Genomic DNA, 24,980 nt, shown 5'->3' with positions numbered 1-24,980 from the left:
CAGCGATCGACAAGTTTGCCGCCTCGACGTGGAAAAAGCCAAACCCTCTGCAAGCAGCGATCATCGGGCAATAAAAAACCCGGCACAGGGCCGGGCTTTGTCGTGTCACCAAGGCTATGCTCAGCGGACTTTGGGGTCCAGCTTGCCGGCCTCGTAATCCGCGAACATCGCATCCAGGCTCACTGGCTTGATCTTGGAGGCATTGCCTGCGGTGCCAAAGGCCTCGTAGCGCGCCACACAAATTGCCTTCATTTCCTTGATGGTTTCTTTCAGATATTTGCGCGGGTCGAACTCGCTGGGGTTCTGCGCAAGGAAACGACGAATTGCACCGGTAGACGCCAGACGCAGGTCGGTATCGATATTCACCTTGCGCACGCCGTATTTGATACCTTCCACAATCTGCTCAACCGGCACACCGTAGGTTTCCGGGATTTCACCACCAAACTCGTTGATGATTGCCAACCAGTCCTGAGGCACGCTGGAGCTGCCGTGCATTACCAGATGGGTGTCGGGAATGCGGGCGTGAATCGCCTTGATGCGGTCAATCGCGAGAATATCGCCCGTGGGCGGGCGGGTAAATTTGTAAGCGCCGTGGCTGGTACCACAGGCAATGGCCAGGGCATCAACACCGGTCTTCGCCACAAAGTCCGCAGCTTCTTCCGGGTCAGTCAGCATCTGGTCGTGAGACAGCGTACCCTCGGCACCCACACCGTCTTCCTCACCTGCCTGCCCGGTTTCCAGCGAGCCCAGGCAACCCAGCTCACCTTCCACCGACACGCCGCAAGCGTGGGCCATGTCGACAACCGTGCGCGTTACGTCGACGTTGTAGTCGTAATCCGATGGCGTTTTGCCGTCTTCGCGCAGTGAGCCGTCCATCATGACCGAGCTGAAACCCAGTTGAATAGAACGCTGACACACTGCCGGGCTGGTACCGTGATCCTGATGCATCACCACCGGGATTTCCGGGAATTCTTCGATGGCCGCCAGAATCATGTGACGCAGGAACGGCGCGCCAGCATATTTGCGGGCGCCTGCAGAGGCCTGCATGATAACCGGGCTGTTGGTTTCACGAGCCGCTTCCATAATGGCGCGGGTCTGCTCAAGATTGTTAACGTTAAACGCCGGGACGCCGTAACCAAATTCTGCGGCGTGATCCAGCATTTGACGCATGCTGATAAGAGCCATAGTGAACTTCCTTTTTAGTCTTTAAAAACTGTGTAATCCGCCCTGCGACATCCAGCGTAGGCCCCGCGCATTAGCCGTTGGCGCGGGCTTCCAGAACAGCCACCGCTGGCAACTCTTTACCTTCCACATACTCGAGGAAGGCGCCGCCGCCGGTAGAGATATAAGACACCTTATCGGTAATACCGAATTTATCAACGGCCGCCAGGGTATCGCCGCCGCCTGCAATAGAGAAGGCATCGGACTCGGCAATCGCACGGGCAATATCTTCCGTACCGTCAGCAAACTGGTCGAATTCAAACACGCCGACCGGACCGTTCCAGATAATGGTGCCAGCATCGCGCAGAATCTCTGCCAATACCGCGGCTGACACCGGGCCGATGTCGAAGATCATATCGTCGTCGCCGATGTTTTCCACCGGACGCAGTGTCGCCGGCTCATTTTCATCGAATTTCTTGCTGGTCATCACATCTGTGGGCAATGGGATATCGCATTTTTCCATCAGCGCCTTGGCCTGAGGGATCAAGTCCTCCTCACACAGAGACTTGCCAACGTTATAGCCGGCCGCCGCAAGGAAGGTGTTGGCAATACCACCACCGACAATCAGCTGATCGACTTTGTCGGACAGCGTTTCGAGCACGGTCAGTTTGGTCGACACCTTGGAGCCACCGACAATCGCCACCATTGGTCGCGCCGGGTTTGCCAGGGCTTTTTCGAGATTTTCCAGCTCGGCCGCCAACAATGGGCCCGCGCAGGCAGTGGGTGCAAACTTGGCCACACCATGGGTCGATGCCTGGGCCCGATGAGCCGTACCGAAGGCATCCATCACAAAAATATCACAGAGCGCGGCATAGGCTTGTGCCAGCGCCTCGTCGTCTTTTTTCTCACCGGGATTAAAACGCACGTTTTCCAGCAGCACCAACTGGCCGTTTTCCAGCTCGATACCCTCGCGCCATTCAGCCACCACCGGCACTGACTGACCCAGCGCTTCGCTGAGGTAATCCGCCACTGGCTGCATCGAAAACTGCTGCTCGAACTCACCTTCCGTGGGGCGTCCAAGGTGAGACATCACGATCACTTTGGCGCCCTGTTCCAGGGCCAGTTTCAGCGTGGGCAGTGCCGCACGCAGGCGGGCATCGGAGCTGACTTTGCCATCCTTGATTGGCACGTTGAGATCTTCGCGGATCAGCAGGCGCTTGCCAGCCAGGTCCAGATCGCGCATTTTCAGTACGTTCATAGTGCTTCCCGTGTTTTCGCTTGTTTATCCTGTCCGTGCGAGAGCCGCACGCCATCGTGTTATGTCAGTGGACGCCGTTCTCAAGGCCGACCACCGCCGCCAAAATCAATGCAACCAGTGGACCACCATGTCGAGCATGCGGTTGGAATAGCCCCACTCGTTATCGAACCACGTCAGGACGCTGGCCAGTTCATCGGCAACACGCGTCTGTCCGGCATCGACAATCCCCGAGCGCGGATCGTGGTTAAAATCACAGGACGCCAGCGGCTCCTCGGTAATGCCCAGCACCTTGCGCAGCCGCCCCCGCGCCGCCATTTGCAGCGCCGCATTGATATCGGCGGCACTCACCCGCGACTGCAGCGTCACGCTCATCTCCATCGCCGACACATTATGGGTGGGAATGCGCACCGCCCGCGCGGCAAAGCGGCCATCCAGCTCGGGCAGAATACGGCCGATGCCCGCCGCCAGACCGGTATCGATGGGGATCATGGACATACCCGCCGCCCGCGTCTTGCGCAGATCCGTGTTGTGATAGGCATCGAGTACGGGCTGGTCATTCATCGCGGAATGAATCGTGGTGATACACCCCGAACGCACACCAAAAGCGCGGTGCAAAACATCAATGACCGGCGCGATGCCGTTGGTCGTACAGGAGGCGTTGGAAACGATGCGCTGCTCGCTGTCCAGTGACTCGTGATTCAGACCGTAAACATAAGTGGGAATACTGGCCTCGCCGGGGTTGGACAGCAGCACATGACGGGCGCCGTTTTCCAGATGCATCTCCAGCTCGCGATGACTCAGGAACTGCCCGCTGCACTCAAGCACCACATCGATATTGTGACGACTCCAGTCCAGTTCGCGCAGCGAACTGTGGTGGGTAACCACAATTTCATCGCCATTGATATGCAGGCTATCAACGCCCTTTTCCACCGTACCGACAAAGCGCCCGTGAGTGCTGTCATAACGGGTCAGGTGGGCGATGGTGTCCAGGTCAGCAGGCTCGTTAATGGCAACAATGCGCAACTGCTCTCGCAGGGGCGACTCATAGAGCGCCCGCAGTACACAGCGGCCAATACGGCCATAACCATTGATCGCCAGTCGGATCATCAGTCGGTGCAGTCTTCAACTGCGGCGACCACCGCCTCGGCGGTAATGCCGAAGAACTTGAACAGCTCACCGGCGGGTGCCGACTCACCAAAGCTGTCCATACCCACAATGCGACCATCGAGGCCAACATACTTGTACCAGTAGTCTTTATGAGCCGCTTCCACAGCGACGCGTGCCAGCACATTGCTGGGCAGCACCGATTCGCGGTAGTAGGCATCCTGCTGTTCAAATACATCCGTGCTGGGCATGGAGACCACACGAACCTTACGACCGGACTGAGCCAGTTGTTCCTGCGCCGCCATCGCCAGTTTCACTTCAGAGCCCGTGGCGATAATAATGGCCTCCGGCTCGCCATCGCAGTCACTCAGCACATAGCCACCGCGGGCAATCGCCGCCACCTGTGCACTGCTGCGATTCTGGTGGGGCAAGCCCTGACGGGTAAAGATCAATGAAGTCGGGCCATCGGCACGCTCAATCGCCGCACGCCAGGCAACGGCAGATTCCACCATATCGCAGGGGCGCCACAGTGACATATTCGGGGTGCCGCGCAGTGAAGCAATTTGCTCGATAGGCTGGTGAGTCGGGCCGTCTTCGCCCAAGCCAATGGAGTCGTGGGTGTACACAAAAATGCTGCGCTGCTTCATCAGCGCCGCCATGCGCACCGCGTTGCGGGCGTATTCCATAAACACCAGGAAGGTGGCGCCGTAGTTGATAAAGCCGCCGTGCAGGGCAATGCCGTTCATCATCGCCGACATACCAAACTCGCGCACCCCGTAGTGCAGGTAGTTGCCGCTGGCATCGTCGGCCGTTATCGCCTTGGAGCCTTTCCACCAAGTCAGGTTGGAACCGGCCAAGTCAGCAGAGCCGCCCAGCAGCTCCGGCAGCATCTCACCAAAGGCATCCAGGCAGAGTTGCGAGGCCTTGCGGGTTGCGACTTCCTTGCCTTCGTCCTGACACTGATAGATAAACGCTTCGGCCTGACGGGAAAAATCGGCAGGCAGTTCGCCACCAACGCGACGTTTGAATTCGGCAGCCAGCTCCGGGTGCGCCGCGGCGTAGGCCTCAAACTTTTCGTTCCAGGCCTGTTCGGCGGCCGCGCCACTGTCGCGGGCGCTCCACTCCGCGTAGATATCGTCGGGGATTTCAAAGCTGCCGTAGTTCCAGCCCAGCGCTTCGCGCGTCAGAGCGATTTCCTCGTCGCCCAGCGGCGCGCCGTGACATTCTTCTTTACCGGCTTTATTGGGCGAACCCATGCCGATCACGGTCTTGCAGCAGATCAGCGTCGGCTTGCCCGTCTCGGCGCGCGCCGCTTCGATGGCCGCGGTAATGGCATCGCTGTCGTGGCCATCAACCGCCGGAATCACCTGCCAGCCGTAAGCCTCGAAACGTTTCGGGGTGTCGTCGCTGAACCAGCCTTCCACTTCGCCGTCGATGGAAATGCCGTTGTCATCGTAGAAAGCAATCAGCTTGCCCAGACCCAAGGTCCCGGCCAGCGAGCAGACTTCGTGGGAGATGCCTTCCATCATGCAACCGTCGCCGAGGAAGGTGTAGGTGTAGTGATCGACCACGTCGTGGCCGTCGCGGTTAAACTGGGCCGCCAGGATTTTTTCGGCCGTTGCCATGCCCACGGCGTTGGCAATGCCCTGCCCCAATGGGCCAGTGGTGGTTTCTACACCGGGTGCATAGCCGTATTCGGGGTGGCCGGGAGTTTTGCTGTGCAGCTGACGGAAGTTTTGCAGATCGTCGATCGTCAGCTCATAGCCGCTGAGGTGCAGCAGCGAGTAAATCAGCATGGAGCCGTGACCATTCGACAGCACAAAGCGGTCGCGATTGGCCCAGTTCGGATTGGCCGGATTGTGCTGGAGATAGTCCCGCCACAGCACTTCTGCAATGTCCGCCATTCCCATTGGCGCACCGGGGTGACCGGAATTGGCTTTCTGGACGGCGTCCATGCTCAGGGCACGGATAGCGTTGGCAAGGTCGCGGCGAGAGGGCATCGGGAGCTCCTGATACTGTGGTGGCGGCAAAGAGGGCGCTATTTTCCCTTACCCCGGGCCATACAGCAAACCTCTGGAATGTAAAAATGGCCGTGCGGGGCAACAAATCTGCGGATTTGCACACCGACGGCCATCTGCGGAACACGTTTGGCGGCAATTCGCCGCCGCCCGCTTATTTGAGCTTCTTGTACTTCATACGCTTGGGCGCCGCATTGTTGCCTTTGCGGGCCACGAAGTCTTCGTGATACTCGGTGTAGTTACCCTCGAAGAACACCACCTCGCTGTCGCCCTCATAGGCGAGAATGTGGGTCGCGATCCGGTCGAGGAACCAGCGGTCGTGCGAGATCACCAGCGCGCAACCGGGGAAGTCCAGCAGCGCATCTTCCAGGGCACGCAGGGTTTCCACATCGAGGTCGTTGGAGGGTTCGTCGAGCAGCAAGACGTTGCCGCCTTCCTTCAAGGTGCAGGCCAGTTGCAGGCGACCACGTTCACCGCCCGACAGTTCGCCAACGCGTTTCTGCTGATCGCTGCCTTTAAAATTGAAGCGACCGATGTAGGCCCGCGACGGGATTTCATAGCTGCCGATACGCAGCATATCCAGCCCATCAGACACCGCTTCCCAGACGGTTTTATTATCGTCCAGGGCATCGCGCATCTGCTCTACTGACACCAGCTTGACGGTTTCACCCAGCTCGACGCTGCCGCTGTCGGGCTGTTCCTTGCCGCTGATCATGCGGAACAGAGTCGATTTACCCGCGCCATTACCCCCCACAATGCCGACAATCGCCCCCTTGGGGATACTGAAGCTCAGGTCGTTGATCAGCATGCGGTCGCCGTAGCCTTTGCTGACATTGTTCAGCTCGATCACCTTGTCGCCCAGACGGGGGCCTGGCGGAATATAAATCTCGTTAGTCTCGCTGCGGCTCTGGAACTCCTGAGACTGCATTTCTTCAAAGCGGGCCAGACGCGCCTTGCTCTTACTCTGGCGCCCCTTCGCATTGCTGCGCACCCACTCCAGCTCGGTGGCAATGGCGCGCTTGCGCGAGGCCTCGGCTTTGGCTTCCTGAGCCAGTCGCTGCTCCTTGGCTTCCAGCCAGTCGGAGTAGTTACCCTCGTAGGGAATGCCGCGGCCGCGGTCGAGCTCCAGAATCCAGTTGGCGGCGTTATCGAGGAAGTAGCGGTCGTGGGTAATCGCCACCACAGTGCCGGGGAAATCGCAGAGGAAGCGCTCCAGCCAGGCCACCGATTCCGCATCCAGGTGGTTGGTGGGCTCGTCGAGCAGCAGCATGTCGGGATTGGACATCAGCAGGCGACACAGCGCCACACGGCGACGCTCACCGCCCGAGAGCTTGGTGACGTCGGCATCCCAGGGCGGCAAACGCAGAGCATCGGCGGCCACTTCCAGCTTGTGGTCGAGGTTGTGGGCGTCGGTGGCCTGAATAATATCTTCCAGCTCAGCCTGGCGCTTGGCCAGCGCGTCAAAGTCGGCATCCGGCTCGGCATAGGCGGCATAGACCTGATCCAACTCTGTCAGCGCGCCTTTGGCTTCGGCAACACCGTCTTCAACATTGCCGCGCACATCCTTGGCGGGGTCCAGCTCGGGCTCCTGTGACAGGTAACCGATTTTGATACCCGGCTGCGGGCGCGCCTCGCCGTTAAATTCGGTATCGACCCCCGCCATAATACGCAGTAGCGTGGATTTACCCGCGCCGTTCAGGCCGAGTACGCCGATCTTGGCACCGGGGAAAAACGAAAGGGAAATATCGCTGAGAATTTCGCGCTTGGGCGGCACGACCTTACTCACGCGGTTCATGGTGTAAACGAATTGCGCCACGATCACTCCTGATACAGAAACGCCGCGTCAAGCGGCATGAAAACTGAGCGAACGGTACCTAAAGGGCGCCTCAGGCGCAATTCTTTTACCGGCAAAGCGCGCCTTTCACCCCCGGACAGAATCCTAGCAGGGTGATTCCATCGCTATCAGACAGTCCTGCTCCTGCTCCTGCAGTCGCTGGCGCACCACCGGCTCCAGACGCGTCATGCCCCAGCGCCGCCCCTCAGCAATCGCGGACTCCTCATCCTGCCCTTGCATGGCCGCCCGCAGCGCCATCAGCGCACCGACACGGTTGCCGCTGGCGCAGTGCAACAGCACCGGCTCGTCGCCGATATCGGCCAGCAGCGCATCCAGCGCCTGAGCGTTGGCAAAGCTGATATCCGCCGCCCCGGCGACCGGCAAATTATGGTATTGCATCCCCTCTGCCGTCACGGCTGCCGACTCATCGTAACCGGCCTGCTCGGCGGCCGGACGCAGATTGATCACATGGCGCACTCCCGACGCCGCAAGGCGCTGCAAGTCTGCCGCCGAAGGCTGGCCGCCCACATAGCGATTCTCCGCGGGCATCTCATTCGCGCCCCAGCTCAGGGGCGCCACAAGCACTACCAGCAGTGCCATCCACATTTTCATTGCAATCTCTCCGCCCGCTCCCGTTGATCAGGTCATTTTAGCAACGAGGCGCAAGGGCAGCAGCTTCATCGCCCAACCCACAGGCACCCACGGCCAAGCGGGCACCTTGGCCTCACCGGGCTCTTTTTCGATAGCTTTCACCAGAGCGCGACAGCCGGTTTCCAAGTCCACCCGCAGCGGCGCTTTTTTCATCTCTTCATTAATCGGCGTGAGAATAAAACCGGGCAGGATGCAGCTCACTTTAATCGGCGTACCCAACACATCGGCCCGCAAGCCCTCGCTCAGGGTGCGCAGTCCGGCCTTGGTGGCCGCATAGATATTCACCGCGCGAGGCAGGCCGCGCAGCGCGCTCATGGAGGAAATCGTCACCAGGTGCCCGGCATTTTGCTCGCGGAAGATTTCCATGGCCGCCTCGCACTGGGCAATGGCACCAATGAAATTGGTCTCGGCGGTGCGGCGATTGGCATGGAAATATCCGGTGCCCATCGACGCGCCCTTACCCATCCCGGCATTCACGATCACCCGGTCGAGACTGCCCAATTCTTCACGGAATTCACGGAACACGGTGAACACCTGATCGTAGTCGCACACGTCCAGCGCCTTGATCAGCACGGTGACATTGGGATGCGCCTTTTCAATATCGGCCTTGATGGCCTCCAGATTCTCCACCCGGCGTGCGCACAGGGCCAGATTACTGCCCTTCGCGGCGAACGCCCGCGCCATTCCCTCACCCAGACCGGAGCTGGCACCGGTGATCAAAATATTTTTTCTAAACATCGCGTCCTCGTTGTGTGGTTATGTCGATGCGGCTGCTATATTTCCCTCACCCTGACACATAGACGATAAAACAGGAAATACGCATGAGTGCATCCCCTCTTTTTCTTCCCGTCATTACGCTGGTGCTTTGGAGCCTGGTGATGCTTGCCTGGATGGCCTTAACGCGATTGCCCGCCATCCACAAAGCCGGGCTGCCGCCCTCGGCGGGAGAACGCACTGCCGAGCTGGCCACACTGATGGATAAACGCATTCAGTGGAAGGCCGACAATTACAATCACCTGATGGAGCAGCCCACCCTGTTCTACGCTACCGCGCTGACACTGGCCATGATGGGCTTGGGCGACGGTATCAACCTGACATTGGCCTGGACCTACGTTGTCGCCCGCGTGCTGCACAGCATTGTGCAGAGCACCAATAACTACGTGCCGCTGCGCTTTAGCATTTTCGCCATCAGTACCCTCGCTCTGCTGGCAATGGCGATTAACGCCCTGCGCGCACTGCTGTAATCTTCTCAGGCGCGCTTTTTAGCCATGCGCGACGTGCCTTTCAGCATCACACGGCGGTACCAGCTGAAAGGCACGAGACGTTTCAGACGGAACAATCGACGGCTTTCCGCGTGTGTGAGGATATAGTGGTCGCCGCGCTGCACAGCCTCGAACACGTAATTGGCAATCTCTTCGGCGCCGATTTTGGCTTTGTTCACCAGGCGATTCGTCATACCGGCAGAATCGGCATCTGACGCCCTCGCTGACTCGGCAAGATTCGTCCGGAAGAACGCCGGACAGACCACCGATACGCCAATATTGTCGTCGGCCAACTCCAGGCTCATGCTCTCGGAGATCGCCACCACCGCCGCCTTGGAAGCGCAGTAAGCAGCCATCTTCGGCGGATGAATCAAGCCGGCGAGTGACGCGATATTCACAATGTGACCGTGTCCTTGCTCCTTCATCAGCGCCGTGAACACCTTGCTGCCACGCACCACACCCAGCACATTGATGTCCATGACCCACTGCCAATCCTCCAGCGGCAGCGCATCGATATTTCCGGCAGCGGCCACCCCCGCATTGTTGACGACAATATCCACGCCTCCCCAATGCTCGCGAAGCCAGTCTGCCGCGGCCTGCAAATCCTCTTCACGCTGGACATTGCAAGTGAGAAAGTGCGCCGCCGTTTTCTGCTGCAGCGCCGCCAGGGTTTCCTCCCCGCGCTCAGCATGAATATCGCCGATGCACACCGCATAGCCCGCTGCGGCAAAACGCTCGGCCAGCGCGCGCCCCAGACCCGACGCACCACCGGTGATAAAAATGCGCGACTGACCCGTCTTATAGTTATTGCTCATCAAGCGTCTCCTAGCGGTATTTGGCAAATTCAAGGCGGGCGATCAAACTGCGGTGCACGGCATCGGGGCCATCGGCCAGGCGCAGCACCCGCGCCATGGCAAACAGGGCCGCCAGCGGCGTGTCATTGCTCACACCGGCACCCCCGAACAGTTGAATAGCCTCGTCGACCACCTGCTGCATCACGTTCGGGGCAACAACCTTGATCGCGGAGATTTCGCTGAGCGCCTGCATGGCACCCACCTCGTCGATTTTCCAGGCGGCGTACTGAGTCAACAGCCGCGCTTGATCGATCGCAATGCGCAGCTCAGCCACTCGCTCGGGATTGCCCCCGAGTTTAATCAAGGGCTTGCCGAAGGCTTCACGGCTCATGCCACGCTGAATCATCAGCTCCAGCGCGCGTTCAGAGGCGCCGATGGCGCGCATGCAATGGTGGATGCGGCCGGGGCCGAGGCGCCCCTGAGCGATTTCAAAGCCACGCCCCAGGCCGTGAATGAGGTTATCCATCGGCACCCGAACATTTTCAAACCACACTTCACCGTGGCCACTGGGCTCATCAAAGCCGCCAAACACCGGCAGCATCCGCTTGATGGTCACGCCCGGGGTATTCATCGGCACCAATACCATCGAGTGACGACTGTGACGAGGCGCCTCAGGATCACTCAGGCCCATAAAGATACCCACTTCGCAGCGCGGGTCGCCCACACCGGTGGACCACCATTTTTTCCCGTTCAATACCAGTTCGTCGCCATCGACGGTAATCGTCGCCTGCATATTGGTGGCATCGGAGGACGCCACGTCGGGCTCGGTCATGAAAAATACCGAGCGAATCTCGGCATTGAGCAAGGGCGTCAGCCACTGGGCCTTTTGTGCCTCGCTGCCGTATTTCCACAACACTTCCATATTGCCGGTATCGGGCGCGTTGCAGTTAAACACTTCCGGCGCAAAATGCGAGCGCCCCATCTGCTCAGCCAGTACCGCGTATTCCGCCACTGACAAACCCGCCCCCAGTTCCGGATCGGGCAAAAACAGATTCCATAAGCCCTGGGCTTTGGCTTTTTCTTTCAGGGCTTCGACTTCCGGAAGCACCTGCCACTGTGTCCAATCTGCACCACGGGGGCTTTCCAGCAGGCCGGGCAACAAGGCCGCTTCCACCGGGGCAATCTCGGTATCGATAAATTGGCGAATCTGATCGCGCAGCGCCTGGCAGCGCGGGCTGAGGCTGAAATCCATAGGGTATCCTCCACACAAACTCCACGTACCATAGTCCGCGGCAAAACATCAGTCTAATTTATTTTATAAATCCTTTATTATTCATAAAGCGAATATATTTTACGCCCCGAGAGAAGCCAATGGACCTGAATCTGTTCCGCGTTTTTGACGCCATCTACCGCGCGGGCTCTTTGACCGAAGCGGCTCGCGACCTGCATCTGAGCCAGCCCGCCGTCAGCAATGCCCTCGCCCGCCTGCGCCAACACTTCGACGACCCACTGTTCGTGCGCCGCGGCCGCCAGATCGCGCCAACCCCCCTCGCAGACAGCATAGCCGACGACGTGCAAGCTGCGCTGAGCACACTGCAAGACAGCGTTTATCGAGGGCAACATTTTGACGCCGGCGACTCCCAGCGGCGGTTTGTTCTCGGCTTGGGCGACACCATGGAGTTTTTGCTTCTGCCACCGCTTGCCGGTCACCTGAACACGGTCGCACCGGGCATTCGCCTTCAAAGCCGACGGCTGCGTCGGGATCAGCTCAGCCGCCACCTGGCCCTCGGCGAGCTGTCACTGGCTGTCGATGTACCGCAGCCCGTCGACGACAGCATTGAGCACGTCCCACTGCGCAGCGAGCCCCTGTGTGTGCTGATGCGGGCCGATCACCCACTGACAGCAGCGTTGACGCTGGAGGCGTATCTCGCGGCGATTCATGTCGGAGTATCCGGGCGCGGAGAGGGCGTGTTATTTGAAGACCGGCAGCTCTTGCAGAGGGGGCTGAAGCGAGATGTACGCATACGCGGGCAGAGTTACCACGCCGCCAGTCACGTGGTTGCCGCTTCACATTTGTTGCTCACGCTACCGCGACAGCTGGGCGAGCGCTACGCCAAGCTATTGGGGCTGAGGCTCCATCCACTGCCGCTGGAACTGCCCGCACTCGACATGCATATCTACTGGCACCGCAGTGCTAATGCCGATGCAGGTCATCGCTGGCTGAGGGAACAAATCATGGAGAGAGTGGCGGCGCTTGATGAACAAGCCTAGCGCCGCCTGAGGGAAGAGGCGTGCTTAGTATTCGAGCTGCAGACCGATCGTCAGCCCCGCAATTTCAAAGTAATCCTTATCGACAAACTGGGTGTATTCCATGTTCACAATCACCGGCGACTCCGGCCAGGAGATATTCAGACCCAAGCCATAGCTGATATCACTTTTCTTTCCCGAGATAGACAGGCCAGCACCCGAGGCTTTCATTTCGACCTTACTTCGCCCCACCACCAGATAGGGATAAAGGCGCTCGGTCACGGGCATGCCTGCCCTCAGGTATCCACTGACCATGTGGTCAAGTTCCAGGGTCGCGATATTCATGACCGTCTCATCATCAAAACCTTGCGCATATCGCAACTCTAGCGCGAAATTCTCGTTAATCAGGGCACCAAACGTGACGCCGACAGACGACAAGTCCGCTTCGATCGATGACTCGGAGTATTCCAGATGTGAGTACGACGCACCCACATAGACCACGGGCTCCGGTTCATAGGCATAAACGGCGCTGGAAAGCAGACACAGGCAAGCGAGGGGGGCGAGTCCTTTCATGGTTCAATTCCTTTTTTACAAGCTGACAGAATAGTGCTGAGACACAGCCTAGCGACTATGGCTCAGAAACCTATTGGCATTAATACTTAGGACTGCGCGAGCACTTTTGTATACCTCGCTGACGGGAGAGACTAGCCTCTCAGAATTTCGATATACAACTGCGAAGGCCCCGACAGCGAATTCGCCACCAGACAGTTACGCTCGGCTTTTTCCAGCAACTGCGTGGCTTGCTCTTCGTCGACGTCTGCCGCCACCGTCAGGCTGACAAACACTTCAAATTCGGTGAAGCAGACCTTGCGCTCCTGCTTGTCCAGTTTGCCCTCGGCCCGGCAGTCCAGCGCCAACCAGTCAAACTTGGCCGCTTTGGCAACCGCTTTAAAGCTCAGTACAAAACAATCGGCCACCGCAGCCATCAACAGGGTTTCCGGCGACCACTTGTCACCGGGACCTCCGAACTCAGCAGGTGCATCCGAGGAGATATTGCTGAGCCCGTCGGATTTGAGGGTAACGTCGCCCTCGCTTTCGGCGCTCGCGCAAACATAGTAACGATGGGGAAGTGCTTGCATGAATGAATCCTCCTTTTCCTTCATTACAGCCCGGATTGAGCTGGCAAACCTTGCGCTGGATCAAAGACCTGCGCGCTGCTCAGTGTGCGGGCACCAAGCCGCCGCAAATCTGCGCCGATAACCAGCGGCGGCGCACTTCTCGATCAGCCAATCGGTCGCTGGGATAGCGTAGCAGGCTGTGGTTGTTGCGATGAACCCACTCGGCCAATTGATAGGCGTCCAAGCCATTGCTGAGCCGCCCCTGAGCATCCGCCAGCGGATTGAAGAGATGCTCAAACTGGCAAATAGCCGCCTGCAGACCAACCTCCGTCTGCGACACCGCGAGGCCGTCATCGAATGCCCCGAGGTCCAGATACAGCTGCACCCGCGGGTCGCTGGCAATGTCAAACTGATAGAGGAGCATGCCCTCAATCAACCACTCGTCCAAGCGCTCAACATGGGTCAGCTGCGCGGCAATCTCGGCCCAGTGCCGACGAATATTGCGCAGTGAAGCACCGTCGAACAACGCCTTGCGGTCCTTGAAATGACGGTACACGGTCATCCTCGACACACCCGCCCGCTCGGCCACATCAGCGAGGGTGGTTTTTTGCAGTCCGTACTGTGCAAAGCACTGTTCTACGGCATCAAGGATGGCTTCCCTGAGATGCTGGTTTGACACATTTCTCTCCCCTAGAAGACCGCGCAAATTAGCAGCCCCCGCAGTATTTCTCAAACATCAGCTGATGCAGAATATCAATAACGTTAGTTACATGTTACACATATTGTATTATGTAACAAGCTCGCTTATGCTGGCTCTGCTTAACGAGGTTTGCCAATGCCCGATACTGGCGCCACGGGCGTGGCAAGCACTGACTGGCGCCATAGAGAGATAAGAAAAATGACGAAGCACCCCTACCGCATGCTGACATTGGGACTGTTACTCAGCCCAGCCACCACCACACTGGCCGCGACGGCACAGATTGAAGAAGTCGTCGTCACCGCACAAAAGCGCAGTGAATCGGCCCAGGAAATTCCGATTGCCATCAACGCCTATGGCAGCGACGCACTGGAAATGAAGGGCGCCAACGATATCAGCGGACTGGCCACCACCGTTCCCGCGCTGACCTTTGCCCCCTACCCCTCCTCCAGTGGCGCGCTGATTCTGTTCATGCGCGGCCAAGGCGCAAACGACGTCGGCCAGATCACCAAGGAAGGCGCTATCGGTATGTACATCGACGGTGTTTACATGGCGCGCCCGCAGTCCTCGAGCATGGATCTCGCAGACATTGAGCGTATCGAAGTGCTGCGCGGCCCCCAGGGTACGCTATACGGACGCAACACCACGGGCGGCGCCATCAATATTCACACCCGCAAACCCAGCGGGGAATTCGCCTTCAAAGAACAGCTCACCATCGGCAACCAGGGGCGTCTGCGCAGCCTGACCACGATCGACCTTCCCGCGGTGGGCGATGTGTCCGCCAAACTGTCCTATGTGCGCAGCAGCAAGGACGGCTACGTCCGCAACCGGGGCGGCAATGACTATGGTGAACAGGATCAACAGGGGGCTCGCCTCGCCCTGCGCTGGGATATCAGCGACACGCTGAGTGCCGACTATGCGTTTGAAATAGGCGATTCGGAAGATACCCCCATTTATTACCAGAACGACCTGCTGGCAGGCCCGAACTACCCCACCAGCCCTCACACCAAAACACCGCGCCGGGCGAACCTGCCCACCAGCACCACCGACTTCAACGGCCACTCACTGACCCTGAGCTGGGACCTGAGCGAGAATGTCTCTGTGAAGTCGATCTCCGGTTACCGGGAGCTGGATACCCGCTATTTCCAGGACTATCTGAACGCCGCCTTCGTTGTCGGCTACTACGAAACCGATGACTCTATCGACAGCCACCAGTGGTCGCAGGAATTCCAGATCGTCGGCTCGGCCCTGGATGCTCGCCTGGAATATGTCGCGGGCGTGTACTACTTCGAAGAAAAAGCCAACCACCGCCAGCGTATCTGGCTGCAGGACTTGCAGGACGATTTCGACCCCGGCAACAACTTTCCCGCACCTCACGACATGCTGTACGACCGCTACGTGAACGCCGACACCAACTCCCAGGCGGTGTACAGCCAGGTCAGCTACACACCCATGATTCTGGAAGACCGGCTCACGCTGACCGCAGGTCTGCGCTACACCGAGGATGAGCGCGACGGTATCCGCGACTATCAGGCCACCATTCTCAATTTCAACACGGTAGTCCCGATTGAAAACGGCACCCGCAACGCCGTTTCTTACAGCAGCACCGACCCGATGCTGTCCGCCAATTACCAGTTAACCGATGATGCCAGCGTCTACGCCAAAGTCGTTACCGCTTACAAATCCGGCGGTTTTGCCGAGTCCAGCGGCGACTTCACCATCGACTATAACCCCGAGGAAATCACCTCCTACGAACTGGGACTGAAGTCCTACTGGCTGGATCGCCGCCTGCGCGTCAACGTGGCGGCATTCAGCTCTGACTACGAAGAAATGCAGCTCGACCTCTCACCGGACCCGGCGCAAATTGCGGTAGTGAATACCTACAATGCAGGCACCGCCGAGGTCAGCGGCCTGGAGCTGGATATTCTCGCCCAGCTTACCGCGCAGCTATCTGTCTCGCTGGACTACGCCTACCTCGACTGGAGCATTGATGAGGTTAACCATCCGGTCAGTGGCCAGGATATTTCCGAGCAGTTTGTGCTGCCCTATGCGCCGGAAAATGCCTACACCGCCAGCCTCGATTACCAGTTTGGCGAAAGCTCGCTGGGGGATTTCTGGCTGAACCTGAGCTATAGCTGGCAGGACAGCCACTATGCCACCGCCGGCACCGGTGCCAGCGCGCAGCAGAAAGCACTTTGGGAAATCGACAGCTACGGCCTGCTTAATGCCCGGCTCACGCTGACCGCCGCAGCCGTAAAAACCGGCGAGCTGCGACTGGCCCTCTGGGGTAAAAACATTCAGGACAAGGACTATGTCAGCCACCGCTTCACGGCGGGCGCCGGCTCCACCATTGCCTACAATGAACCCCGTAGCTTTGGACTGGACATCATCTACGAATTTTAAGGGGCGCCAACAATATGGATAGCAAAGAACTGAAACGACGCAGTCTGCTGAAAGGCAGCCTGCTCGGCGGCCTCGCCGCTGCCAGCGGTGCTCCGGCGCTGGCGGCCAGCAAGGTTCCTTCCGACGAGCACTGGGACGACGAGTACGATGTAATTGTCATCGGCTCGGGCACCGGTCTGCTGGCCGCGCTGATGGCGGCCAAGGCCGGCAAACGCGTACTGATTGTGGAAAAAAACAGCGCCCCCGGCGGAAACAGTATCGTCTCCGGCGGCGTACTGTGGATCCCCAATAACCGCGTGATGCAACGCGAGGGACTTCGCGATAACCGCGACGCCGCGCGGCGCTACATTGAAAAACTCAGCCAGGGGCAGTCCAGCGACGAACTGATCGATGCTTTCATTGATAACGGCCCAGACATGCTGGACTACCTGGAAGCCAACACCGCCATGACCTTTCGGGTCTCGAAGCTGATGGGCGACGTCGCCGACTACCACCCCGAGTGGCCCGGCGCGCTGCGCAAAGGTCGCTCCGTGGAACCGGTCCAGCCGCAAGTCGCGTTGGCAGGAGGCATTTTGGTCGGCGATATGCTGCAGGCCGCGATCGCCGCCGGCGCGACCCTGCTCACCGACTGCCCCGCCGAGGCGCTGCACAGCGTACAGCAGGAAGAGGGTCAACGCCGGGTTACCGGCGTCAGTATTCGCCGCGACGGTCGCCCACAGAAAGTGCGCGCCAGGGAGGCCGTGCTAATGGCCAGCGGTGGCTTCGAACGCAACTGGGAAATGAAAAAACACTTCCTGCGCGGCCCCTCACCCTACACACTCGGCACCGAAACCAATACCGGTGACGGCATCCGTATGGGTATGGCACTGGGCGCAGCACTCAGCAACATGAATGAAGCCTGGGGGTTGAGTGTGTACAAGGGCGACGCCGAGGCCAATGGCCAGAGCCGCGGCGGCATTTCCCTGTCAGCCCAGATCGAGCGGCGTAACGCCGGCTGCATTGTGGTCAACCGTCACGGTCAGCGCTTCTGCAATGAAGCCGCCGACTACGACGCCACATGGCGCAGCTATCACGATTGGGAAAACTGGGGCGACCTGGGCTACCGCAACTTGCCTGCGTTCCAACTGTTTGACCAGGGCTATCGCGAACACTATCCACTCGCCGGACGCACTGCTGACGAGGCCCTGCCGGATTGGGTTCAGCAAGCGGATACGCTTGAGGCACTGGCTGACAAGCTGGGTATAGATGCCGGTGGCCTGACGGCGACGGTCGAACGCTTTAACCGCTTTGCCGCCGAGGGCAAAGACCCGGATTTCCATCGCGGCGAAAGCGCTTACGATACCTACGGCTCCGGTGATCCGCGCAGTACACTGGGCCCTCTCAGCAAAGGCCCGTTCTATGGTGCAGAGGTTTCACCGGCCGATATCGGCACCTGCGGGGGCTTGAAAGTGAACGGCAAGGCGGAGGTTCTGGATGTTTTCGACCAGCCCATTGCCGGGCTGTACGCCTCGGGCAATACGACCGGCGTCGGCTCACCCGGCGCACTCTACGGCGGCGGTGGCGGCACCCTTGGCCCGGCGCTGACCTTTGCCTATATTGCCGGCCGGCAGCTTAGCGGCTAAGACCGGCGAAACCCCGTCCCCTAAAACGAAAAAGCCGCGCAATTGCGCGGCTTTTTAACATCTACTCACTGAAGATTAGCTCAGCGGGTAGTGCTCCGGATACGGCAACAATGCCACACCGCTGTCAACAGCAGCGCGGGCAACCGCAGCGGCCACCTGTCCCAGCAGACGGCGATCTACAGGTTTAGGAATAATGTATTCGGGGCCGAAGCTCAGTTCACCACAGTTACAGGCGTCCACAACGACCTGCGGAACATCTTCTTTCGCCAGTTCGCGAATGGCGTGCACCGCCGCCACTTTCATTGCTTCGTTAATCTCGGTGGCACGCACATCCAATGCACCACGGAAAATAAACGGGAAGCCCAATACATTGTTGACCTGATTGGGGTAGTCGGAACGGCCCGTTGCCATAATCAGATCGTCGCGTACGGCTTTTGCCAGCTCCGGCTTGATCTCCGGATCCGGGTTTGAGCAGGCAAACACGATGGGGTTTGGCGCCATCGCCCGAAGATTTGCTTCGCTCAGCAAGTCTGCGCCAGACAGGCCGACAAAGACATCGGCGTCCAGAATAGCTTCTTCCAGGGTGGTCGGGCCGCTGCCGTTGGCAAACTCTTCCTTGTACTCGTTCAAGCCTTCACGCCCCGGAGTAATCACACCCCGACGGTCGAGCATAAACAGATTGGCCTTGTTCGCCCCCAGGCTCACTAGCAGACGCATACAGGCGATGGCCGCCGAACCGGCACCCAGACAAACAATGCGAGCTGTCTCGATGGATTTACCCTGAATTTCCAGTGCGTTCAGCATACCCGCTGCGGTCACGATAGCCGTGCCGTGCTGGTCGTCGTGGAAGACGGGGATATTGCACTGCTCGATCAGAATCCGCTCAATTTCAAAGCACTCGGGCGCCTTGATATCTTCAAGATTAATACCGCCGAAGGTGTCGGCAATACGGCGCACGGTGTCAATAAACGCCTGCGGATCTTCTGCATCCACTTCGATGTCGATGGAGTCGATATCAGCGAAACGCTTGAACAGCAGCGCCTTGCCTTCCATTACCGGCTTGCTCGCTGCCGGGCCAAGATCACCCAAACCGAGAATGGCACTGCCATTGGAGATGACCGCGACCAGATTGCCCTTGCTGGTGTACTTGTAGGCGTTGAGTGGGTCTTTAGCGATCTCGCGCACCGGCTCCGCAACGCCCGGGCTGTAGGCCAGCGACAGGTCGTATTGGGTTTCGGCGGGCTTCGTCAGGCTGATGCCGATCTTGCCTGGCGTTGGAATCGAGTGATAATCCAGAGCCGCCTGCTTAACATCTTTAGACATCGTCATGCTCTCGGTTTGTGCTTAAAAAGGGGGGGCGGAACGCTTTTCTGTTGTTGTGCTGCGCTCTCGAAGGCGAGAAATCATATAGAAAACTCCCTGTACTCACAAGCCGGACGCCCCGACAAAGCCTGCAAGTTCAGTCTATTCAGCGAGAGTATTTACTTCGCCCGTCCTCGCTCAAACGGGGCATCCAGCGCATCATCGCCGGATGGCGCAGATCCATCTTCAGCGATGCAAACCCCGGCTTGGCCCGACGGCTGCGCAGCCAGCCCCGAAGCTCTACCTCTCGGCCAGGCCACTGCTGCCAATCCTCATTGCCGAAATACGGCCAGTCCGACTCGGCAATTTTGATGACCACATCGCCATCTAAATCTACCCATACTGCGTGACGGCTGTGCGACACGGACTCGACTCTCCCCGTCATCACCACAAAGCCCTGGTCCTTTGCCGTGGCTGCCCGCGATGGCAGCGGCGGTGTACTCCAGAGTCCCCGCGACTGCTCTCTGGCCGTTTCCTCGGCACGCCACAGGCAGTCGTCTGACCGCCAGCGGGGCGGCACCACAACCGCACGCGCCAGACCTTTGCTCAGCAAGGTCTCTCCCACATGGCCGCCATCCTGCCGGGTAAAAACTTCGGCGAGCACACGGCCATAACGGTCGTGACCATAGGCCTGCAAGTAAACGGCCTCCCGGTCCTTCAACTGCGCCTGCAACGCCTGCCTGGCTTCTTCAGCCAATGGCTCGGCGGGGCGACCGTCCCGCCCCAGCTCCGGGGCGTTGATACCCAGCAGCCGCACACGCTGACCATTGCTGAGACGCAGGCTGTCACCGTCCGTCACCGCAGCCAGCCCCACACTCCGCACGTCGCCGAGCGGTTTGCAGTCGGCAGCCAGCCCACCCGTGAACAGCAGGCCCAATACAAAAATGCCCGGACGCAAAGGCCCGGGCATTTTTTTTGTGGCTGGCGTTGTAGCTGGCACTGCCACTGTCGGCTTACCCAATCCGGGCAAGCGACTCAAGCGCTTAGCTTTTAACGCCACCGCGATTGCCAAAACGCTTGCGGAAACGATCAACACGGCCGCCGGTATCCAGCATTTTTTGCTTGCCGGTGTAGAACGGGTGGCAGGCTGAACACACGTCAACGTGCAGGTCTTCGGCCAGGGTGGAACGTGTCTGGAAGCTGTTACCACAGCTGCAAGTCACGTTGATGTCTTCGTACTTCGGATGGATATCGGCTTTCATCAATGAATCCTCTTCAGGCGCCGCCACCCGATCTCTTGCCGGGCACCGCGCTGGGCTGATGCTGGGTGGTTGTCATACGCGCCCCTATTGGCATCGCACAACTGAACAAAAAACCACCGAAAAACAGGCCGCGCATATTAGCAGAACTGGGCGCATAAGCAAGCACCGCCGGGCATTGCGGCGAAATTACCGCCCCCACACCGTCGCAATTCTTATACACTGGCGCTTTTGCCTTCAGAGAACCATGGCCGACACGCTGGTTTCCATCGCCATCCCCTGCCCTCTGCGCCGCCATTTCGATTATCTGTGGCCCGACACATTGGGCTGCGCGCCGCAACCCGGACTGCGAGTACGGCTACCGTTTGGTCGTCGCGAGCTTGTGGGCGTGGTCCTGGGCGAAAGCGAGGGCAGCCAGGTAGATACCGCCAAGCTCCGTGCTGTCAGCGAGGTGCTGGACGACAGTCCCAGCCTGTCGGCAGAGCTGCTGGCACTGGGACGCTGGGCGGCGCGCTACTATCACCACCCCATCGGCGATTGCCTGCATCAGATGCTGCCCGTAGCCCTGCGCCGAAACACGCCGCCCGCCGACGCCAAGCCACAGCACTGGCAATTGGCCGACGGTGCCGAACTCGAACACATCCCCTCCCGCGCTGCAAAGCAGCGCGCCCTCTTCACTGCCTTTATCGAACAGCCGGTCCTGAGCCGGGACGACATTCGCGAGCAGGGTTTCAGCGACGCGGTTTTTCGCGCACTTCGGGAGCAGGGCTTACTGGTCGCCGCCGCAAACCCATCGCCGGCCAACCCGGAACAGCCACCAACACTCAACGAGGAACAGCGCGACGCCCTCGCCAGTATTCGTGACCAGCAAGACCAGTTCAGCCGCTTCTTGCTGGACGGTATAACCGGCAGCGGCAAGACCGAGGTCTACCTTCAAGCCATCGCCGCCACGCTGGCACGGGGTCAGCAGTGCCTGGTACTGGTACCGGAAATTGGGCTTACTCCGCAAACCTTGCGGCGCTTCGAGTGCCGTTTCCCCGGCCGGGTCGTTGCCATGCATTCGGGGATGAGCGACGGCGATCGGCTGCGCCACTGGCAGGCCGCCCGTCGCGGCGATTGCGACATTGTGCTGGGCACCCGCTCGGCGATTTTTGCCGAACTGCCAAGGCTGGGACTGGTAATCGTCGACGAGGAACACGACAGCTCCTATAAACAGCAGGACGGCTGGCGCTACAGTGCCCGCGACATTGCGGTAAAACGTGCCGCCGACCACCAATGCCCGGTCATTCTGGGCAGCGCCACCCCCAGTTTCGACAGCCTGCACAATGCCGACCAGGGGCGATACCAACTCCTGCGCCTGACCCAGCGCGCCGGCAACGCCCAACAGGCACCGATTCGGCTGCTGGATATCCGCCAACAGCCGCTGCATGAAGGGCTTAGCGATGCTCTGCTCCACGCCTGCGAGCAGACCCTTGCGGCGGGCAATCAGGTACTGCTGTTCCTCAATCGCCGCGGCTTCGCTCCCACGCTGCAATGTCACTGCTGCGGCTGGATTGCCGACTGCACCGCCTGCGATGCACGCATGACCGTGCACTATCGTCGGCGCCAGTTGCGCTGCCACCACTGCGAAGCGGTGCGCGCGATGCCCGATAGCTGCCCGGACTGCGGCAATAGTCAATGGATTTACGACGGACCGGGTACTGAGCGGCTGGAATTATTTTTGCAAAAACGCTTCTCTCAGCCGGTATTGCGCATCGATCGCGACACCACGGCCAATCGCGGCGCCATGGCAGACCTGGTGGAAGAAGTGAATGCCGGTGAACCCTGCATTTTGGTGGGCACTCAGATGCTTGCCAAAGGCCATCATTTTCCGGCAGTCACGCTGGTGGGCATTATCGACATGGATGCGGGACTGTTCAGCAGCGACTACCGGGCCATCGAAAACAGTGCGCAACTGCTGTTACAGGTCGCGGGCCGGGCCGGGCGGGCCGACCGCCCCGGCGAAGTCCTGCTGCAAACCCACTGCCCTGCTCATCCGGTATTGCAGAGCCTGAGCCAGCAGGGCTATCGCGCCTTTGCGGCAACACAGCTCGCCGAGAGACGCTTGCTGGAACTGCCGCCCTTCAGTTTCGGTGCGGTGATTCGCTGCGACGCGCCCCATTTGCACGACGCGGAGCAGTTCCTGCAACAACTGCGCGGAGCACTGTCGCCGCCGGAACCCGGCTGGCAGCTGATCGGCCCGCTGCCGGCACCCATGACTCGTCGCGCCGGCCGCTACCGCGCCTCGCTGATCTTACAGGCCGAGCAGCGGGGACAACTGCACCGCCAGTTACAGCACGCCTGCACGGTAGCCGAAGCGCTGGGCCAGCGCTCGCTGCGCTGGTCGGTAGACGTGGATCCCATCGAACTGTTCTGACGGTGGCAGACTGCCGCCGGAACAGCGATAATACGCGACCCTGTTTCCCCCATATTCCAAGAGAGCTCGAACCGACATGAAAGATATCGTCGCCGCGTTGATTGATCAGGCGCTTACTACTTTGCGCAGCACGGCCGACTGGCCGGCAGATTTGCAGCCGGCGATTCAGATCGAGCGATGCAAGGATAAAAGCCACGGCGACCTGGCCTGTAATGTCGCGATGATGCTGGCCAAGCCACTGCGCAGCAATCCCCGCGCTATCGCCCAGCAAATTGTCGACGCTCTGCCCGCCAGCGACGACGTGGTGAAGGTGGAAATCGCCGGTCCTGGCTTTATCAACTTCTTTATGGATGAAGCGGCCAACTTCAAGGTCATTCGCGACATTCTCAGTCAGGGTGAACATTACGGCCGCGGCGCGCCGAAAAAATCGCGGGTGCAAGTGGAATTTGTGTCCGCCAACCCCACCGGACCACTGCACGTGGGCCACGGTCGCGGCGCCGCCTATGGCGCCAGCGTCGCCGACATGCTGGAAGCGGCGGGTTATACCGTGGAGCGGGAATACTATGTGAACGATGCGGGCCGCCAGATGGACATCCTCGGCACCAGCGTCTGGCTGCGCTACCTCGAGTCCTGCGGCGAAACCCTCACTTTCCCCAGCAACGGCTACCAGGGTGACTACATTGCCGACTACGGCCGCGAGCTGCTGGCCGAACATGGCGAACGTCTGCGCCACTCGGCAACCGACGTGTTTGACGGCGTTTGCGACGACGCACCTGCCGGTGGCGACAAAGAAAAGCACATCGACGACTTGATCAACCGCGCCAAAACCCTGCTCGGCGACGATTACCAGATCGCCTTCGACAAAGGCCTGAACGCCATTCTCGGCGATATTCGCGAAGACCTGGCCGAATTCGGCGTGCATTATCAACAGTGGTTCTCTGAGCGCAGCCTGACCACCGATCCGGATCAGGTCAGCCGCGCCATCGCCCGCTTGCAGGACAACGGTTTTATTGAAGAGCGCGACGGTGCGCTGTGGTTCCTGTCCACCCGCTTCGGCGACGACAAGGACCGCGTAGTGCGCCGCGACAATGGGCAGACCACTTACTTTGCGTCAGATATCGCCTATCACCTGAACAAATTCGAGCGCGGCTTTGATCGCGTCATCAACATCTGGGGCGCCGACCACCACGGCTACATCGCTCGTGTGAAAGCCGCCCTGCAAGCGCTGGAAATCGACCCCGAGCGTCTGGTGGTAAGGCTGGTGCAGTTTGTCTCACTCTTTCGCGGCAATGAACAGGTGCAGATGTCCACCCGCTCCGGGTCTTTTGTTACCCTGCGCGAACTGCGTGACGATGTAGGCAACGACGCGGCGCGCTTCTTCTACATCATGCGCAAAGCTGATCAGGCCACGGATTTCGACCTGGAGCTGGCGAAGTCAGAAAGCAAAGACAACCCGGTGTATTACATTCAGTACGCCCACGCCCGCGTCTCCAGCATTTTGCGCAAACTGACCGAGGCCGGAGATCAGTGGCAGGCGGAGAACGGCCTCGCCAATCTTTCGCGACTGGATCAGGACGTGGAACGCGAGCTGCTGGTCAAACTGACCCGCTACCCGGAAGTACTTGCCAGCTCGGCCGAGCAGTTTGAGCCACATACGCTGGCACACTACCTGCGTGAACTGGCAGGCGACTTCCACAGCTACTACAACGCCCATAAAATGCTGGGCGAGGATGCCACCCTGCGCGACGCAAGACTCGCACTGTCGGTTGCCGTGCAGCAGGTACTGCGCAATGGATTGCAACTGCTGGGCGTTTCGGCCCCCGAGGAAATGTAA

Annotated in this window: 21 protein-coding genes; 6 read left to right on the top strand and 15 right to left on the bottom strand. The window is 59.6% G+C overall.

All coding sequences use genetic code 11. The features are described from left to right. Nucleotides 1-120: 120 nt before the first annotated feature. The 7 genes from fba to G411_RS0110825 form a co-directional block, all read right to left on the bottom strand. A complete protein-coding gene (fba, locus tag G411_RS0110855; RefSeq protein WP_022959232.1) occupies nucleotides 121-1,185 on the bottom strand; it encodes a class II fructose-bisphosphate aldolase in 1,065 nt (354 codons plus the stop codon). A gap of 70 nt (nucleotides 1,186-1,255) precedes the next feature. Continuing rightward, nucleotides 1,256-2,419 carry a phosphoglycerate kinase gene (locus G411_RS0110850; protein WP_022959231.1) on the bottom strand — a complete coding sequence of 388 codons (1,164 nt, stop codon included), beginning with the start codon at nucleotides 2,417-2,419 and terminating at the stop codon, nucleotides 1,256-1,258. A gap of 105 nt (nucleotides 2,420-2,524) precedes the next feature. After that, nucleotides 2,525-3,526: a type I glyceraldehyde-3-phosphate dehydrogenase gene (locus G411_RS0110845; protein ID WP_022959230.1), complete on the bottom strand. Its 1,002-nt coding sequence runs from the start codon at nucleotides 3,524-3,526 to the stop codon at nucleotides 2,525-2,527. Beyond that, nucleotides 3,526-5,523, bottom strand: a complete 1,998-nt coding sequence (gene tkt / locus G411_RS0110840; RefSeq protein ID WP_022959229.1) for a transketolase — start codon at nucleotides 5,521-5,523, stop codon at nucleotides 3,526-3,528. The genes G411_RS0110845 and tkt overlap by 1 nt, the downstream gene beginning before the upstream one ends. 172 nt (nucleotides 5,524-5,695) lie before the next feature. Continuing rightward, nucleotides 5,696-7,357 carry an energy-dependent translational throttle protein EttA gene (gene ettA, locus G411_RS0110835; RefSeq protein WP_022959228.1) on the bottom strand — a complete coding sequence of 554 codons (1,662 nt, stop codon included), beginning with the start codon at nucleotides 7,355-7,357 and terminating at the stop codon, nucleotides 5,696-5,698. A gap of 123 nt (nucleotides 7,358-7,480) precedes the next feature. Beyond that, complete coding sequence (locus G411_RS20165) at nucleotides 7,481-7,987, bottom strand: protein tyrosine phosphatase family protein (protein WP_022959227.1); 507 nt, start codon at nucleotides 7,985-7,987, stop codon at nucleotides 7,481-7,483. Between the two features lie 27 nt (nucleotides 7,988-8,014). Then, entirely contained in the window at nucleotides 8,015-8,764 is a 750-nt protein-coding gene (locus G411_RS0110825) for an SDR family oxidoreductase (RefSeq protein ID WP_022959226.1), read from the bottom strand. Nucleotides 8,765-8,847: 83 nt separating this feature from the next. Between G411_RS0110825 and G411_RS0110820 the strand changes: the two genes are divergently transcribed. After that, nucleotides 8,848-9,270, top strand: coding sequence for an MAPEG family protein (locus tag G411_RS0110820; protein WP_022959225.1), 423 nt, complete (start codon nucleotides 8,848-8,850; stop codon nucleotides 9,268-9,270). A 5-nt stretch (nucleotides 9,271-9,275) separates the two neighbouring features. Here the strand turns inward: G411_RS0110820 and G411_RS0110815 are convergent, their stop codons facing one another. Further along, nucleotides 9,276-10,103, bottom strand: coding sequence for an SDR family oxidoreductase (locus G411_RS0110815; RefSeq protein ID WP_022959224.1), 828 nt, complete (start codon nucleotides 10,101-10,103; stop codon nucleotides 9,276-9,278). Nucleotides 10,104-10,113: 10 nt separating this feature from the next. Then, nucleotides 10,114-11,334: an acyl-CoA dehydrogenase family protein gene (locus tag G411_RS0110810; protein ID WP_022959223.1), complete on the bottom strand. Its 1,221-nt coding sequence runs from the start codon at nucleotides 11,332-11,334 to the stop codon at nucleotides 10,114-10,116. 119 nt (nucleotides 11,335-11,453) lie between these two features. Between G411_RS0110810 and G411_RS0110805 the strand changes: the two genes are divergently transcribed. Next, nucleotides 11,454-12,353 (top strand): LysR family transcriptional regulator, encoded by a 900-nt coding sequence (locus G411_RS0110805; protein ID WP_022959222.1) that lies wholly within the window; start codon nucleotides 11,454-11,456, stop codon nucleotides 12,351-12,353. Nucleotides 12,354-12,377: 24 nt separating this feature from the next. Here the strand turns inward: G411_RS0110805 and G411_RS0110800 are convergent, their stop codons facing one another. The 3 genes from G411_RS0110800 to G411_RS0110790 form a co-directional block, all read right to left on the bottom strand. Further along, entirely contained in the window at nucleotides 12,378-12,902 is a 525-nt protein-coding gene (locus tag G411_RS0110800) for an outer membrane beta-barrel protein (RefSeq protein ID WP_022959221.1), read from the bottom strand. 131 nt (nucleotides 12,903-13,033) lie between these two features. Beyond that, entirely contained in the window at nucleotides 13,034-13,468 is a 435-nt protein-coding gene (locus tag G411_RS0110795; protein WP_022959220.1) for an OsmC family protein, read from the bottom strand. 79 nt (nucleotides 13,469-13,547) lie between these two features. Next, nucleotides 13,548-14,126 carry a TetR/AcrR family transcriptional regulator gene (locus G411_RS0110790; protein ID WP_022959219.1) on the bottom strand — a complete coding sequence of 193 codons (579 nt, stop codon included), beginning with the start codon at nucleotides 14,124-14,126 and terminating at the stop codon, nucleotides 13,548-13,550. A 219-nt stretch (nucleotides 14,127-14,345) separates the two neighbouring features. Between G411_RS0110790 and G411_RS0110785 the strand changes: the two genes are divergently transcribed. Together G411_RS0110785 and G411_RS20160 are read left to right on the top strand one after the other, a co-directional pair. After that, nucleotides 14,346-16,547 carry a TonB-dependent receptor gene (locus G411_RS0110785; protein WP_022959218.1) on the top strand — a complete coding sequence of 734 codons (2,202 nt, stop codon included), beginning with the start codon at nucleotides 14,346-14,348 and terminating at the stop codon, nucleotides 16,545-16,547. A gap of 14 nt (nucleotides 16,548-16,561) precedes the next feature. After that, entirely contained in the window at nucleotides 16,562-18,169 is a 1,608-nt protein-coding gene (locus G411_RS20160; RefSeq protein ID WP_022959217.1) for an FAD-dependent oxidoreductase, read from the top strand. 75 nt (nucleotides 18,170-18,244) lie between these two features. Here G411_RS20160 and G411_RS0110775 read toward each other — a convergent pair whose 3' ends face one another. The 3 genes from G411_RS0110775 to rpmE all read right to left on the bottom strand — a co-directional run bounded on the left by G411_RS0110775 (nucleotide 18,245) and on the right by rpmE (nucleotide 20,733). Further along, nucleotides 18,245-19,492, bottom strand: coding sequence for a malic enzyme-like NAD(P)-binding protein (locus tag G411_RS0110775; RefSeq protein ID WP_022959216.1), 1,248 nt, complete (start codon nucleotides 19,490-19,492; stop codon nucleotides 18,245-18,247). A 145-nt stretch (nucleotides 19,493-19,637) separates the two neighbouring features. Further along, the gene (locus G411_RS20155; RefSeq protein ID WP_022959215.1) at nucleotides 19,638-20,441 is read right to left on the bottom strand and encodes a thermonuclease family protein; all 804 of its coding nucleotides are present in this window, start codon (nucleotides 20,439-20,441) and stop codon (nucleotides 19,638-19,640) included. 73 nt (nucleotides 20,442-20,514) lie between these two features. Then, nucleotides 20,515-20,733, bottom strand: coding sequence for a 50S ribosomal protein L31 (gene rpmE / locus G411_RS0110765; protein ID WP_028968347.1), 219 nt, complete (start codon nucleotides 20,731-20,733; stop codon nucleotides 20,515-20,517). 244 nt (nucleotides 20,734-20,977) lie between these two features. On the opposite strand from rpmE, the gene G411_RS0110755 reads away from it, so the two are divergent. Both G411_RS0110755 and argS read left to right on the top strand, forming a co-directional pair. Then, a complete protein-coding gene (locus G411_RS0110755) occupies nucleotides 20,978-23,146 on the top strand; it encodes a primosomal protein N' (RefSeq protein ID WP_022959212.1) in 2,169 nt (722 codons plus the stop codon). 76 nt (nucleotides 23,147-23,222) lie between these two features. After that, entirely contained in the window at nucleotides 23,223-24,980 is a 1,758-nt protein-coding gene (argS, locus tag G411_RS0110750; protein WP_022959211.1) for an arginine--tRNA ligase, read from the top strand.

Origin of the sequence: Spongiibacter tropicus DSM 19543, assembly GCF_000420325.1 — a bacterium.
Classification (GTDB): domain Bacteria; phylum Pseudomonadota; class Gammaproteobacteria; order Pseudomonadales; family Spongiibacteraceae; genus Spongiibacter; species Spongiibacter tropicus.
The sequence above is the reverse complement of the archived record's forward strand: the minus strand, read 5'-3'. Positions and strand labels throughout refer to the sequence as shown.

Bases quoted from the DNA above. Each gene is read 5' to 3' on its own strand.
- G411_RS0110795 (WP_022959220.1), bottom strand. From the start codon at position 13,468: ATGCAAGCACTTCCCCATCGTTACTATGTTTGCGCGAGCGCCGAAAGC.
- tkt (WP_022959229.1), bottom strand. From the start codon at position 5,523: ATGCCCTCTCGCCGCGACCTTGCCAACGCTATCCGTGCCCTGAGCATG.
- G411_RS20165 (WP_022959227.1), bottom strand. From the start codon at position 7,987: ATGAAAATGTGGATGGCACTGCTGGTAGTGCTTGTGGCGCCCCTGAGC.
- fba (WP_022959232.1), bottom strand. From the start codon at position 1,185: ATGGCTCTTATCAGCATGCGTCAAATGCTGGATCACGCCGCAGAATTT.
- G411_RS0110825 (WP_022959226.1), bottom strand. From the start codon at position 8,764: ATGTTTAGAAAAAATATTTTGATCACCGGTGCCAGCTCCGGTCTGGGT.
- G411_RS0110820 (WP_022959225.1), top strand. From the start codon at position 8,848: ATGAGTGCATCCCCTCTTTTTCTTCCCGTCATTACGCTGGTGCTTTGG.
- G411_RS0110845 (WP_022959230.1), bottom strand. From the start codon at position 3,526: ATGATCCGACTGGCGATCAATGGTTATGGCCGTATTGGCCGCTGTGTA.
- rpmE (WP_028968347.1), bottom strand. From the start codon at position 20,733: ATGAAAGCCGATATCCATCCGAAGTACGAAGACATCAACGTGACTTGC.
- G411_RS0110805 (WP_022959222.1), top strand. From the start codon at position 11,454: ATGGACCTGAATCTGTTCCGCGTTTTTGACGCCATCTACCGCGCGGGC.
- G411_RS0110810 (WP_022959223.1), bottom strand. From the start codon at position 11,334: ATGGATTTCAGCCTCAGCCCGCGCTGCCAGGCGCTGCGCGATCAGATT.
- G411_RS0110785 (WP_022959218.1), top strand. From the start codon at position 14,346: ATGACGAAGCACCCCTACCGCATGCTGACATTGGGACTGTTACTCAGC.
- G411_RS0110815 (WP_022959224.1), bottom strand. From the start codon at position 10,103: ATGAGCAATAACTATAAGACGGGTCAGTCGCGCATTTTTATCACCGGT.
- G411_RS0110775 (WP_022959216.1), bottom strand. From the start codon at position 19,492: ATGTCTAAAGATGTTAAGCAGGCGGCTCTGGATTATCACTCGATTCCA.
- G411_RS20155 (WP_022959215.1), bottom strand. From the start codon at position 20,441: ATGCCCGGGCCTTTGCGTCCGGGCATTTTTGTATTGGGCCTGCTGTTC.
- G411_RS0110850 (WP_022959231.1), bottom strand. From the start codon at position 2,419: ATGAACGTACTGAAAATGCGCGATCTGGACCTGGCTGGCAAGCGCCTG.
- argS (WP_022959211.1), top strand. From the start codon at position 23,223: ATGAAAGATATCGTCGCCGCGTTGATTGATCAGGCGCTTACTACTTTG.
- G411_RS0110800 (WP_022959221.1), bottom strand. From the start codon at position 12,902: ATGAAAGGACTCGCCCCCCTCGCTTGCCTGTGTCTGCTTTCCAGCGCC.
- G411_RS20160 (WP_022959217.1), top strand. From the start codon at position 16,562: ATGGATAGCAAAGAACTGAAACGACGCAGTCTGCTGAAAGGCAGCCTG.
- G411_RS0110755 (WP_022959212.1), top strand. From the start codon at position 20,978: ATGGCCGACACGCTGGTTTCCATCGCCATCCCCTGCCCTCTGCGCCGC.